This is a genomic window from Streptomyces sp. HP-A2021, from assembly GCF_022807935.1.
GTDB classification, from domain to species: Bacteria; Actinomycetota; Actinomycetes; order Streptomycetales; family Streptomycetaceae; genus Streptomyces; species Streptomyces afghaniensis.
This window is the reverse complement of record NZ_CP094344.1, coordinates 1,441,638-1,456,191: the sequence shown is the minus strand read 5'-3', so window position 1 is coordinate 1,456,191 and position 14,554 is coordinate 1,441,638. Positions and strand designations below refer to the sequence as shown.

At 71.8% G+C, this 14,554-nt stretch carries 3 protein-coding genes; all 3 read left to right on the top strand.

Going from position 1 to position 14,554, the window contains the following annotated elements:
- The first annotated feature begins 32 nt into the window (after positions 1 to 32).
- Positions 33 to 1,820 carry an ABC transporter ATP-binding protein gene (locus MQE23_RS06585; RefSeq protein ID WP_243378542.1) on the top strand — a complete coding sequence of 596 codons (1,788 nt, stop codon included), beginning with the start codon at positions 33 to 35 and terminating at the stop codon, positions 1,818 to 1,820.
- 61 nt (positions 1,821 to 1,881) lie between these two features.
- A complete protein-coding gene (locus MQE23_RS06580; protein WP_243378541.1) occupies positions 1,882 to 12,819 on the top strand; it encodes a non-ribosomal peptide synthetase in 10,938 nt (3,645 codons plus the stop codon).
- Positions 12,806 to 14,506 carry an ABC transporter ATP-binding protein gene (locus MQE23_RS06575; protein WP_243378540.1) on the top strand — a complete coding sequence of 567 codons (1,701 nt, stop codon included), beginning with the start codon at positions 12,806 to 12,808 and terminating at the stop codon, positions 14,504 to 14,506. The genes MQE23_RS06580 and MQE23_RS06575 overlap by 14 nt, the downstream gene beginning before the upstream one ends.
- Positions 14,507 to 14,554: the final 48 nt, after the last annotated feature.

The following is a 14,554-nucleotide window of genomic DNA, read 5'->3' as shown; positions in this document are numbered from 1 at the left end:
CTGTCCCGTCCCCTGTCCGCCCGGGTCGCGGTGTGAGCGCGACCGTCACCCGTCCCGCTCCGGCGGCCCTGCACACGGCGACCGGACGCGAGGCCTCCCGATGGGTCGCGGCCCACTGCCGCGAGGTGCCCTGGCTGTCGGCGGCCACCGTGCTCACCACGGTGGCCGGCGCGGCGCTCCAGGTGCTCCCGGTCCTGCTGCTCGGCCGGGTGGTCGACGGCGTGGTCGAGGGTGAGTCCCGTTCGATCCTGGTCACCATCGGGGTGTTGATCGGGGCCGCCGCACTGCTCGGCGCGGCGGCCACCGCGGTGTCGACCTATCTGATCGGCCGACTGGGCGCCGACCTGCTCGCACGGCTGCGGGAAGGGGCCGTCCGGGCGGTGCTGGGGATGCCGAGCGCCCGTATCGAACAGGTCGGCCGGGGAGACGTGCTCTCCCGGGTCGGCGACGACGTGGCCGTCATCTCCAAGGGCATCCGTACGGCCATCCCCACGGTGTTCTCGGCCGGAGTCCTGGTCACCATCGCCACGTTCGGCATGTTCGGACTGGACTGGCGGCTCGGACTGGCGGGCGCCGGCGCTCTGCCCGCGTACGCGCTGGCCCTGCGCTGGTACCTCCCCCGCTCCGCCCCGCTCTACCGCAAGCAGCGGGTGGCCCAGGCCGACCGCGCGCAGGCGTTGATCAGCGGTCTGAACGGGATCGACACGGTCCGGGCGTACCGCCTGGAGGGCGCCTTCCGCGAGAAGGTCACCAGCGAGTCCTGGCGGGTGCGCGATCTCGGTATCGAGGTGTTCCGGTTCTTCGGCCGGTTCGTCGGCCGGGAGAACCGCGCCGAGTTCATCGGGCTGGTCCTGATCATCGTGGTGGGGTACGCCCTGCTGGAGGCCGACGCCGCCACCCTGGGCGAGGTGTCTGCGGCCCCGCTGCTGTTCCACCGGCTGTTCGGCCCGCTGGGCCTCATCATGTTCACCTTCGACGAGGCGCAGAAGTCGGGCGCCAGCCTGACCCGGCTCGTCGGCGTGCTGGGGGAGGCCGCGGAGGGCCGGCTGGTGGGCGACCCGGCCGTCGCGCCGGCGGACGCCGAGCCGCTGCCGGTGACGGTGCGGGGGCTGACGTTCCGTTACCCCGGCGCAGAGGAACCGGTGCTGAGGGACGTCGATCTGACGATCCCGGCCGGTGGTTCGCTCGCGCTGGTGGGTGCGACGGGTGCGGGCAAGACGACCCTGGCCGCGCTGATCGCGGGCATCGGGACGCCCGAGTCCGGATCGGTGCACATCGGCGCGACCGACCTGGCAGGCCTGGACGAGGCCGGGGCGCGGGCCCTGGTCAGCATCCTGACGCAGGAGACGCACGTGTTCTCGGGCCCGCTCGCCGACGACCTGCGGCTGTCCGCGCCCGGGGCGACCGACGCCGAACTGACGGACGCGCTGCGCACGGTCGGCGCCGACGCCTGGGTCCAGGCGCTGCCCGACGAACTGAACACCACGGTCGGCGAGGGCGGTGAGCGCCTGGACGTCACCAAGGTCGCCCAGATCGCCCTGGCCCGGCTGGTGCTGGCCCGCTCGCCCGTGGTGGTGCTCGACGAGTCCACCGCGGAAGCCGGCAGCGAGGGCGCCGCCGAGCTGGAACGCGCGGTCCTGGCCGCGTGCGCGGGCCGGACCACCCTGTTCGTGGCACACCGGCTGACCCAGGCGATGGCGGCGGACCGGATCGCCGTGCTGGACGCGGGCCGCGTCGTCGAGCAGGGCACACACGACGAGTTGGTGGCTCTGGGCGGCCGGTACGCGCGACTGTGGCAGGCATGGCGCGAGGGCAGTTAGGCAAGCCCGAGTCAGGCTGGGCTCAATTTTTTGGTTTCCTTGAAAGGGTGCTGAGTCTTCGATGATGGAACCGAGCGCTCGTCTCGTACGGCTTTCTCCCGCACGCCTGGCCGACGTACGCCGGCGGACCGGCGACCACTCCGACAGGACCATCACCGAAGCCTGCGCCATCGGGCTGTCGTACTGGACGACGGGCCGGAGCCCCGACGGCATCGACCTCACTCCCGGCACCCTGTTCGCCGACGTCCTCGGATGGGTCGACAACGGCGGGGCCGGCTCCGGTGACTGGGAGGTCGGCGCGGACGGCCGGAGCATCACCGTGCCCGCCACCGTCGCGCCGGCCGACGCGCAGCTCGCGCTGGACGACCTGGCCGACTTCCCGGACCGGCCCCTGGGCACCATCGGCCCGTCCAGCGCGGCGGCGAGACTCGAACTCATGGCCCGCTGGAACGACACCCAGGCCGACCGCATCCGCCCGACCATCGTCGAGATGTTCCGCGAGCAGGCACGGACCAGGCCGGACGCCGTCGCCGTCGTCGACGAGCACCGCTCGCTGACCTACCGCCAGGCAGCTGAGCTCTCCAGCCAGTTGGCCCAGCAGCTGATCGAACGCGGCCTCGGTCGCGAACAGGTCGTCGGCATCTCACTGGGCCGCTCCGCCGAGATGGTCATCGGGCTGCTCGCCGTGTTGCAGGCGGGGTGCGCGTTCGTGCCGCTCGATCCGCAGTGGCCCGCCGCGCGCCGGGCGGTCGTCATCGAGGACGCCCGGGTCGTCGTGCAGCTCAACGACTCGGGCGAGCACGACCCGGCCGAACCGCCGGCCGTGGCCGTCGACCTCGACGACTGGCGCTACGGTTCCCACCCCACCGAGGGGACCGGCGTCACCGTACGGGGCGACGCCCTCGCATATGTGATCTTCACGTCCGGCTCGACCGGACGGCCCAAGGGCGCCATGATCCGGCACGAGGCGATCAGCGAGCGCCTGCTGTGGCAGGTGAACGAGATCCTCGGCTTCGGCCACGACGACGCCTCGCTGTTCAAGGCGCCGTTGTCCTTCGACATCTCCATCAACGAGATATTCCTGCCGTTGGTGTCCGGCGCCCGCCTGGTGGTGCTGCGGCCCGGCGGCGAACGCGACCCGCACCACCTGCTGAGCGTCATCGCCGAACAGCGCGTCACCTTCACGTATTTGGTGTCGTCCATGCTGGACGTCCTGCTGGAGATCGCCGGCGACTCCGGCCGGCTGGACAGCCTGCGGCACGTGTGGTGCGGCGGCGAGGTGCTGACCCCGGAGCTGTACGAGCGGTTCCGCACCAAGCTCGACATCCCCATGTACCACGGCTACGGCCCGGCCGAGACGACCATCGGCGTCTCCCACGTCATCTACCGGGGAGAGGCGGAACGCCTGTCGACGTCCATCGGCAAGGCCAACCCCAACACCCAGCTGTACGTCCTGGACGAGGAACTGCGCCCGGTCCCCGTCGGCGTCGGCGGCGAACTGTACGTGGGCGGCTTCCTCCTGGGACGCGGCTACGTCAACGCGCCCGGTCTGACGGCCTCCCGGTTCGTCGCCAACCCCTTCGCGAACGACGGCTCCCGCCTCTACCGCACCGGTGACCTCGCCCGCTTCGCCCCGGACGGCTCCCTCGACTTCCTCGGCCGCGCCGACAACCAGATCAAGATCCGCGGCATGCGGCTGGAGATCGAGGACGTCGAGGTCGGCCTCGCCGAGCACCCCGCCGTACGGCACACCTGCGTCGTCGCGCGGAAGAACACGGCGGGCGGCACCTACCTGGTGGGCTACGTCATCCCGGCCGCCGGCAGCGAGGACCTGCGGGCGGACGAGGTCAAGGCGTGGGCCGCCGAGCACATGGTCGAGTACATGGTGCCCGCCCACATCGTCGTGCTCACGGAGTTCCCGCTCACCGCCAACGGCAAGCTCGACCGCAACGCCCTGCCGGAGCCCACGATCGGCACGGGCACGCTCGTACGGCCCACCACCGACGACGAGCGCGCGGTCTGCGCGGCGGTCGCGGCGGTGCTGCGGCTCGAAGAGGTCGGCGTCGACCAGGACTTCTTCCAGCTCGGCGGCGACAGCATCCTGGCGATCTCGCTGCTGACCGCGCTGCGCGACGCGGGCCTCTACGTCACGGCACGGCAGATCTTCACCCACAGCACCGTGGGGGCCCTGGCCTCGGTCGCGAGCCGGGAGGACGTCTCCACGGTCGACCACCGCGATGTCGCGACCGGACCCGTCGTGGGATCGCCCATCGTGCAGTGGCTCGGCGAGACCACCGACGCCATCGACGGCTTCGTGCAGTCGGTCGTGCTGAACACCCCGCCGGACCTGACCGCAGACGCTCTCGACGAGATCCTCACCGCCCTGGTCCGCAGGCACGACATGCTGCGTGCCAGGCTGGTGCGCGGAAGCCGCTGGAGCTTCGACATCCCGGAGCCTGACGGGGCCGTCGCCGGATGGCAGGAGAGCGACCGGCCGCTCGACGCATGCGTCGCACTCGCCACCGACGCCCTGGACCCCGACAACGGTGTGATGCTGCGCGCCGTCTGGCGCCGCGCGGCGCGGCAGCTGGTCCTGGTCGCCCATCACGTGGTGATCGACGGCGTGTCCTGGCGGATCCTGATGGACGACCTGGCCACGGCCTGGCGGCACTTCACCTCGGACACCCCGATCGAACTGCCCCCGGTGGGCACGTCCTTCCGGCGCTGGACGCAACTGCTGGAGCGCGCGGCGTTCGACGCGGACAGCTCCTACTACTGGCGTCCCCTGCCGACGGAGGACCAGCCGGTGGGCAGGCGCGCGCTGTCCGACGCCGACACCGTCGCCACGGAGCGACTGCGGACCGTCTCGGCCGGCCCGGAGATCACGGCCGCGCTGCTGGGCGAGATCCCCGCGAAGTTCCACGCGGGCGTCAACGACGTCCTGCTGACCGGGCTCGCCGTCGCGCTCGCCCGCTGGCGCCGCGACCTGGGACAGGACCAGACCTTCGCCCACATCGAACTGGAAGGCCACGGCCGCGAAGGACAGTTCGTGGCCGCCTCCGCCGGCTTCGAACCCGAACTGTCGCGGACCGTGGGCTGGTTCACCACCCTCTTCCCGGTGACCGTCGACCCCGGCACGGCGGCCGACCTCACCGCACGCGCATACCTGACCGCCGCCCTCAAGGCGGTCAAGGAAGACCTCGCCCGGGTGCCGGACAACGGCGTCTCCTACGGTGCCCTGCGGTACCTGACCGACACCGAGTTCGACGCGCCCGCACCGCAGGTGCTCTTCAACTACCTGGGCCGCTTCGCCGCCGGAGAGCCCGGCGACTGGCAGCTCGCCCGGACCACCGGCCAGCTGGGCGAGAAGCGCGACCCGCGGATGGGCCTGCCGCGCGCCCTCGAGTTCAACGCGATCGCCGAACCGGACCCGACCGGCGAGTACGACCTCGTCACCACCATCTCCTGGCCCGACGGCATGTTCACCGACGAGGACATCACGACCATCGGCGGCTACTTGCGGGACGCCCTCGCCGGACTGGCCGCACTCGACCCGCAGGGCGGCCACTCGCCCAGCGACTTCGCCCTGGTGCCGCTCACCCAGGCCGACGTCGACGCCCTGGACGGCCCGGCCCTGCGGGACATCCTGCCGCTGACGCCGTTGCAGGAGGGCCTGTACTTCCACTCCGTCTTCGACGACGACTCGGCCGGAGCCTACGTCGAACAGCAACTGCTCACCCTGGACGGCGAGGTGGACGCCGACCGGCTCGCGGCTGCGGCCACCCGGCTGCTCACGCTGTACCCCAACCTGGCCGCCCGGTTCGTGGCACTCGCCGACGGCCGCGTGGTCTCCGTACTGGAGAGCGGCGTCGAGGCGCCCTTCACGACCCTCGACCGCCCCGGCATCACCGACACCGAGCTGCGCGACCTGGCCGAGCGGGACCGCCGCGCCGGATTCGACCTCGCGACCGGCCCGCTGATGCGGTACACCCTCGTCCGCGGTGGTCCCGGCCGGAACGTCCTCGTGCAGACCGTGCACCACATCATCGCCGACGGCTGGTCGGTGCCGCCGATGCTCCGCGCCCTGCTCGCCGAGTACCACGCGCCGGGGACCGTCTACCCGATCGGCGGCTTCTCCGACTACGTGGCCTGGCTCGCCGGACGCGACGCCGACGAGAGCGACCGGGTGTGGCGCGAGCAGCTCGCCGGGCTTCCCGGCCCCTCGCTGGTCGCCGAGGGGCACACCCCGTCCGACCGGTTCGCCGACACCGCCGTGCGGCCGGAGCACGACATCGACGCGGCCGCACGGTCGGCCGGCGTGCCGCTGAGCGTGGCCGTGCACAGCGCCTGGGCGGTCACGCTGGGCCGCATCCTGCACGGACAGGACGTGGTGTTCGGCTCCACGGTGTCCGGCCGCGACGCGGATGTGCCCGGCATCGAGGACATGGTGGGCCTGTTCATCAACACGATCCCGGTCCGCGCCCGTTGGACCGCCACCACCACCGCACGTGACCTCCTCGCCTCGGTGCGGGAACACCAGGGCGCGGTCCTGCCGCACCAGCACGTCTCCCTGGCCAGGATCGGCCGCCAGGCCGAGGCCGGCTCGCTGTTCGACACCCTCGTGGTGTTCGACGTCGCGACCGACGTGGACGCACTGCGCCGACCCGGCGACACCCTGGCCGTCACCGGCCTCGTCAACGAGGGCGCACCGCACTACCCGCTGACCCTGGTCGTGGAACGCGCACCCGACGGCAGCCCGCGCTTCAACCTGATCTACGACGGCGAACTGCTGCGGGAGACGACCGCCCAGGCGATCCTGCGCACGTTCACCTCGACCCTCACCGCCCTGCTCACCCGGCCGGACACCCTGGTCGACGACGTGGCCTCGGAGGCCGACCGGCGCCCCGCGCTCATCACCCCGACCACCCTCGGGGGCCTGTTCGACGCCGCCGCGCGGCGCGACCCGGCCGCCACCGCCGTCACCCAGTGCGGTCTCGACGGCCGTACCCGGTCCCTGACGTACGGCGAACTGGCCCACGCCAAGGACGAGTTGGCAGCCGCTCTGCGCGCCGCCGGAGTCGGCCCCGGCCGACGGGTCGCCGTCGCCGTCCCGCGGTCCGTCGAGCAGGTCGTCGCCCTGGTCGCGATCGTCGCCGCGGGCGGCGCGTACGTACCGCTGGACCTGGCCTACCCGGACGAGCGGCTGGAGTACATCCTCGCCGATGCCGCGCCGCAGGTCGTCCTGGTGGACCGTGAGCAGCGCGACCGCTTCACGGAACTCCTGACCCGTACGGGCGTACGGGCCCGCGTACTCGTCCAGGGCGACGAACTTCCGCAGGCCACCCCCGCGCACCCAAGTCGGGAGCCCGGCTGGCACCACCCTGCCTACGTGATCTACACCTCCGGATCGACCGGCCGGCCCAAGGGCGTCGTCGTCCCGCACTCCAGCGTGGTGACGCTGCTCGCCAACACCCAGCCCGACATGGACTTCGGCCCGCACGACGTCTGGGTCCAGTTCCACTCCTTCTCCTTCGACTTCGCGGTCTGGGAGCTGTGGGGAGCGCTGGCGTACGGCGGTGAGCTGCTGGTGCCGGAGTACGGGCTGACCCGCTCCCCGGTCGACTTCCACCGGCTGGTGCGCGAGCGCGGGGTGACCGTGCTCAACCAGACGCCGTCCGCCTTCTACCAGTTCATCGAGGCCCACCGGCACGCCGGCGAGCCGCTGCCCGCCCTGCGCCGCGTCATCTTCGGCGGCGAGGCACTGGACCTCGGGCGGCTGCGCGGCTGGGTCGAACGGCACGGCACCGGCTCGCCCGAGCTGGTCAACATGTACGGCATCACCGAGACCACCGTCCATGTCACCCACCGCGTACTGACCGAGGAGGACTTCGGCCCCGGCGACGACGTCAGCCCGATCGGCGGCCCCATACCCGGCCTCGTCACCCACCTCCTCGACGACCGCCTCCGCCCGGTGCAGCCCGGCCGGGTGGGCGCCATCTACGTCGCCGGCGACCAGGTCTCGCTCGGCTACCTGGGCAGGCCCGGGCTCACCGCGGGCCGGTTCGTGGCGAACCCCTTCGCCGGGGACGGCTCCCGCATGTACCACACGGGCGACCTGGCCCGCCGCACCCTGGACGGCGAGCTGGAGTTCGTAGGCCGCGCCGACGACCAGGTCCAGCTCAAGGGCTTCCGCATCGAGCTGGGCGAGGTCGAGACAGCGGTCCGGGAACTCGACGGCGTGGTCGACGTGGCCGTGACGGTGGCGGACAGCGGGGATCACTTGGTGGCGCACGTGGTGGGCCGGGTACCGGGGGACTTCGCCGGGCAGCTCTCCACGAAGCTGCCCGTGCACATGATCCCGGGCCTGGTGATGCCGGTTGAAGCACTGCCTCTTACGGTGAACGGCAAGCTGGATCGAAAGGCCTTGGCGGAGCAGGCACTTGGGGGCGCGGGGCTGTATCAGTTTGCGGCTCCGCCGCGGGGCGCGACAAGCCACGACGCACCCGCAGACGAAAGCTCAGCTGTAGCCGCACTCGTCGACATCTTCACCCAGACACTGCCCGGCACGGAGGTGGACGCAGACACCGACTTCTTCCACGCCGGAGGCGACAGCATCATCGCCATCACGGTCGTGAACAGGGCCAGGACACTCGGCCTGCCCATAGCCCCCCGGGACGTGTTCCTCCACAAGACCCCCCGCGCGCTCGCCGAACATCTGGCGACACGTACACCACAGACCGCCGCTCCCACCCACCGCGAGGACGGCCCGCTCCCCCCGACGCCGATCATCCTGCGCCAACGCGAACTGGGCGGCTCACTCGCCCGTTTCGCCCAGGCCAGAACGCTCGTGGTCCCGGACAGCTCCTTCGCCGATGTCGAACGCGCCGCCGGCGCCGTAGTCGCCGCACACCCCACCTTGCGACTGAGGCTCGGTACCGAACACGGAGTGTGGACCCTCCGCACCGAACCCGCCCGCGAAGTCACCGTCGTACGCCCGGACACTCCCGACGCCACGACCGCCGCGAACGAGGCCGCCGGACGGCTCGACCCCGAGTCGGGCGAGGTCGTCGCCTTCTCCTGGCTGGAGGAGAGCCGGACCCTGGTCGTCACCGTCCACCACCTCGCCGTCGACTCGGTGTCCTGGCTGATCCTGCTGGACGACCTGGCCACGGCCCTGCGCGGTGCGCCCTTGGCCCCGCCGACCACGTCCTACGCCGAGTACGCCGAAGCACTGACGCTCCAGGCGGCCCAGGACGTCGACGACCTCGGACACTGGATCACCACTCTCCAGGCGCCCGCGCTGCTGCCCGCGGTCCAGGGTTCGCGCGAGACCACGGTCGTCCTCCCGCCCGAGCTGACCGACGGCGTCACCCGTACCGCCCCCGCCGCACTCGGCGTCGGCCTCACCGAGCTGCTGTGCGGAGCCCTGCGCACCGCGCTGACACACATCCAGCCGTCACCCAGCGACCTCGCGATCGACCTGGAGCGGCACGGCCGGGTCCCGGTGCTCGAACAGCACGACTACGCCCGTACCGTCGGCTGGTTCACCGCCATCGCACCCGTACGGCTCACCGCGCACACCGACCCCGTCGCAGCCGCACGCGAGGTCGCCGAACGCCAGCCGGACGAGCGCGCCCACGTCGCCTACGGACAGCTCAGGTATCTCAACCCGCAGACGGCCCCGCTGCTCACCGCCCGCCCGCAGGTCCTGTTCAACTACCTCGGCCGGGGCAGCGAGTCGCAGGCCGTGCACCTCACCGGCGGCGACCAGGGCAGCCCGTACGCCGTCGAGGTCAACGCCTGGCTCGACGAGACCACCGGCAGCCTGCACACGGCCTTCACCCTCGCCGGGGGCGTCCCCGACGAGATCACCGAGCACTGGCACCGCGCACTCCAGCGCATCGCGGACGCCGCCACGACAGCCGAGCGCACCGCACCGGTCACCCCGCTCCAGCGGGGCCTGTACTTCCAGGCCCAGATGGCGGGCTCGGCCGGGCACTACGTGGCGCAGAGCTGGTTCACGTTCGACCGGCGCCTGGACACGGGCGCGCTGGCCGAGGCGATGGCGTACGTGATCGCCCGGCACCCGGTCGTGGGCGCCGGCTTCACGACCGACTCCGACGGCAACCCCGTCCAGATCCTCAAGGCCGGCCGGCGGGTCGACGTCCGCACGATCGAGCTGGCGGCGGACGCCGAGGTCGACGCCCTGCGGGCCCGGGACCGCGACACCGGGTTCGATCCGGGCGAGCCACCGCTGATCCGGCTGACCGTGGTGCGTCTGCCCGACGGTCGCGACGGCCTGCTGCTCAGCTACCACCTGCTGCTGTGGGACGGCTGGTCCCGCGAGATCATGCTGCTGGACCTGTTCGACGCGTACGAGGCCGCCGTCGCGGGCGAATCGCTCGACGCGGCCCCGGCCACGCCGAGCTTCGAGGACTACGCCCGGGCGCTCGACGCCAAGGACTCCGCCGTATCGGAACGCTTCTGGGCGGAGCACCTGGCCGGCCTCCCCGGCCCCACGCTGCTCGCCGGACCGGCGCCGTCCTTCTCGGACGACCTGCCGCGCGCGCTCGTGCACACGCTGTCCGCCGAACAGTCCGACCTGCTGCGGGAAGCGGCCAGGACGCACGGCGTCACGCTGAACTCCGTGCTGACCGGAGCCTTCGGCCTTCTCCTCGGCGCCCACACGGGCCGCAGTGACGCCGTGTTCGGCGTGACCGTCTCCGGCCGGGAGGGCGAGGGACTGTCCGACATCGTCGGAGTGCTGCTCAACACCGTGCCCATGTGGACGCGGCCCCGGCCGGACGACACCGTCCGCGACTACCTCTCGGCGGTGCAGACGGCCAGGGTCGAGGCGATGGAACACGAGCACCTGGGGCTCGGCGAGATCCAGCGGGCCAGCGGCCACGACACCCTGTTCGACAACCTGTTCGTGCTCCAGAACTTCCTAAACATGGACGCGTTCGCCGAGATGAACGCCCGGCACGGCATCACCTCGGTGCAGGCCGACGACTCCACGCACTATCCGTTCACCTGGGTCGTCACGCCCGGCGACCGCCTCACCGTCAAGCTGGAGTACCGCGACGAGGACACCGGCAACGCCCGTCGTCTCCTCGACGACTACCTGCGCGTGCTGGAGGACCTGGCCCGCTCGACCGGCCCGGTGGGCGCGCTGCGGGGCCTGGGACCGGAGCCCTCGCGGGGCGAGCGCACGGACGTCGGCACGGACACCGTCGTCGACCGGTTCGACCGGGCGGCGGACCGCGCACCGGAGCGGATCGCACTCGTCGCCCACGGTTCGACCATGACGTTCGCCGAACTCCGGGACCGCAGCCGCGCGGTGGCGGGTGTGCTCGCCCGGCGCGGCATCGGCCCCGAGACGAACGTCGGTCTCGCGATCCCGCGCTCCCTCGACTCGATCGTGGCGCTGTTCGCCGTGCTGCGGGTCGGCGCCGCGTACGTGCCGCTGGAGCTGGACCACCCGGACGAGCGGATCGCCGCGATCGTCGAGGACGCCCGCCCGGAGGTGATCCTCACCGTGAGCGCCGTGTCGCCCCGGCTGACCTCGCGGAACGGCGACCTGATCGAGCTGGACCGCCCGCTGCCCGAGGCCGAGCCGTTTGTGACGTTCGCACCGGACGACCCGGACCGCCTGCGGCACCCCGCGTACACGATCTACACCTCCGGCTCGACCGGCAAGCCCAAGGGCGTGGTGACCGAGTACGCCGGACTCACCAACATGCTGATCAACCATCAGCGCCGGATCTTCGAGCCGGTGCTGGCGGAGCACGGCCACCGGATCTTCCGGATCGCGCACACCGTGTCGTTCGCGTTCGACATGTCCTGGGAGGAGCTGCTGTGGCTCGCCGACGGGCATGAAGTGCACGTCTGCGACGAGGAGTTGCGCCGCGACGCGCCCCGGCTGGTCGAGTACTGCCTGGAGCACGGGATCGACGTCGTCAACGTGACCCCGACCTACGCCCAGCAGCTCGTGGCCGAAGGCCTGCTCGACGACCCGGAACGCCGGCCGCCGCTGGTGCTGCTCGGCGGCGAGGCCGTCACCCCGACGCTGTGGCAGCGACTCGCCGAGACCGGGGGAACGGTCGGCTACAACCTCTACGGACCCACCGAGTACACCATCAACACCCTCGGCGTCGGCACCTTCGAATGCGCGGACCCGGTGGTGGGCGTGGCGATCGACAACACCGACGTCTACGTCCTCGACCCGTGGTTGCGGCCGTTGCCGGACGGCGTCCCCGGTGAGCTGTACGTGTCGGGCGTCGGCATCGCGCGCGGCTACCTCGGGCAGCCCGCGCAGACCGCGCACCGCTTCGTCGCCTGCCCGTTCGGGGAACCCGGCGAGCGCATGTACCGCACCGGGGACCTGGTGGTCCGCCGGCCGGACGGCAACCTGATGTACCTGGGCCGCACCGACCAGCAGGTCAAGATCCGCGGGCATCGCGTCGAACTCGGCGAGGTGGAGGCGGTGTTCGCGGCGCACCCGGCGGTGCGGTTCGCCGCCGCGGTCGCCCAGCCCGACCCACAGGTCGACGGCGCGTACCGGCTGGCCGCCTATCTGGTCCTGGACGGGGCCGAGTTGGCCACCGTGGCCGCCGAAGTCGGCGCCGGGCTGCCGGACTTCCTGCGCCCCACGCACTACGCCCAGGTCGACAGCATCCCGCTGACGGTGAACGGGAAGGCTGACACCAAGGCGCTGCCGGAGGCCAAGCCGCTGGGCGCGCTGACCACGGTGGGGGAGCGGGGGCCCGAGACCGAGACCGAAACCGTGGTCTGCGAATACTTCGCCGAGGCACTGGACCTGGACGACGACGAGGTGAGCGCGGTGAGCGACTTCGTGTCCCTCGGAGGACACTCCATGCTGGCGGTGCGGCTGATCGGGCTGCTCCGCCGCGAGTACGGTCCAGTGATCACGATCCGTGATCTGTTCACCCTGCGCACCCCGGAAGCGATTGCCCGCCACCTCGATGACAACTCCTGACACGCAGCGGCCCCGCTCGGGGTCCGACATCCTCCGCACCGCACTGCGCCGCAACGTCGGCGCCATGGCCGGCGGCACCCTCCTCATGGGCATGTACCAGGCGGGCGAGACGGCCTTCCCCATCGCGCTCGGCCTGATCGTGGAGCACACGATGCGGGACCGGAGCCTCGGCGCGCTCGGACTCTCGATCGCCGTACTGGCCGTGATCATCACGACCGTGTCGCTGTCCTGGCGATTCGGGATGCGCATCCTTCAGAAGGCCAACACGACGGAGGCACACCGCTGGCGCGTGAAGGTCGCCGCCTGCGGGCTCCAGCCGGTGGCCAGGGACGTCGACCTCAAGTCCGGCGAGGTGCTGACCATCGCCACCGAGGACGCCGACCAGACCGCCGACATCATCGAGGTGGTGCCGCTGCTGATCAGCTCGCTGGTCGCGGTGGTGGTCGCCGCGGTCGCGCTGGGCCTGGCCGACATCCGGCTCGGCCTGCTGGTCATCGTGGGAACCGTCGCGATCCTGTCCTGCCTGAGCGTGCTGTCCAAGCGGATCGGCACCAGCACCCAGGAACAGCAGGCCCGGGTGGCACGGGCGGGCGCGAAGGTCGCCGACCTGATCACCGGCCTGCGCCCGCTGCACGGCTTCGGCGGCAACCACGCGGCGTTCCGCTCCTACCGTGAGGTCAGCACGGAGGCGAAGGTCCAGGCGATCACCGTCGCCAAGGTGAACGGCGCGTACGCGGGCACCGCCCTGGCCCTCAACGCGGTCCTCGCCGGCGCCGTGACGCTGACGGCGGGCTGGCTGGCGTTCGACGGCCGGATCAGCATCGGCGAACTGGTCATGGCGGTGGGCCTGGCGCAGTTCATCATGGAACCGCTGAAATTGTTCTCGGAGATGCCGAAGTACGTCATGATGGCGCGCGCCTCGGCCGAGCGCATGGCACTGGTGCTGACCGCGCCACCGGTGATGACGCCGGGATCCGAACGCCCGGCCGAGAGCGCGGACGTGGAGATCGACTGCGTCCGGTACGGAACCCTGCGCAAGCTCAAGTTCCAGGTGTCCGCAGGGGAGTTCGTGGCGATCGCCGCCTACCAGCCGCGCACGGCCGCCGACCTCGCGTCGATCCTGGCCGTGAACGTCCCGCCCGGCGCGTATGAGGGAACGGTGCGGGTCGGCGGGCGGGACCTCGCGGACCTGTCGGTCGAGGCGGTCCGCGAGCACGTCCTGGTGAACCCGTACGACGGGGAGATCTTCGCCGGGACGCTCCGCTCGAACATCGACCCGTCGGGCACCAGCCGCATGGTCCCCGAGGCCGTCGAGGCGTCCATGCTGACCGACGTCGTCGCCCTCCACCGCGAAGGCCTCGACTACGGCGTCCGCGACCGCGGCGCGAACCTCTCCGGGGGACAGCGCCAACGGCTCTCCCTGGCCCGCGCCCTGGCCGCCGACAGCGACGTCCTGGTCCTGCACGATCCGACGACGGCCGTCGACGCGGTCACGGAACAGCTCATCGCCCGCAACGTCGCGAAGCTGCGCCGGGGCCGCACCACCATCGTCCTCACCAGCAGCCCGGCCCTCCTGGACGCCGCCGACCGGGTCCTCGTCCTGGACGACGGAGTCGTCACGGCCGAGGACACCCACCGGAACCTGCTGGCCAAGGACGAGAGCTATTGCTCGGCGGTGGCCAGGTGAAGCGCCCCGTAAGGGGCGCGGGGAACTGTGCGATCAACCCCCACCGGC

Bases quoted from the DNA above. Each gene is read 5' to 3' on its own strand.
- MQE23_RS06580 (WP_243378541.1), top strand. From the start codon at position 1,882: ATGATGGAACCGAGCGCTCGTCTCGTACGGCTTTCTCCCGCACGCCTG.
- MQE23_RS06575 (WP_243378540.1), top strand. From the start codon at position 12,806: ATGACAACTCCTGACACGCAGCGGCCCCGCTCGGGGTCCGACATCCTC.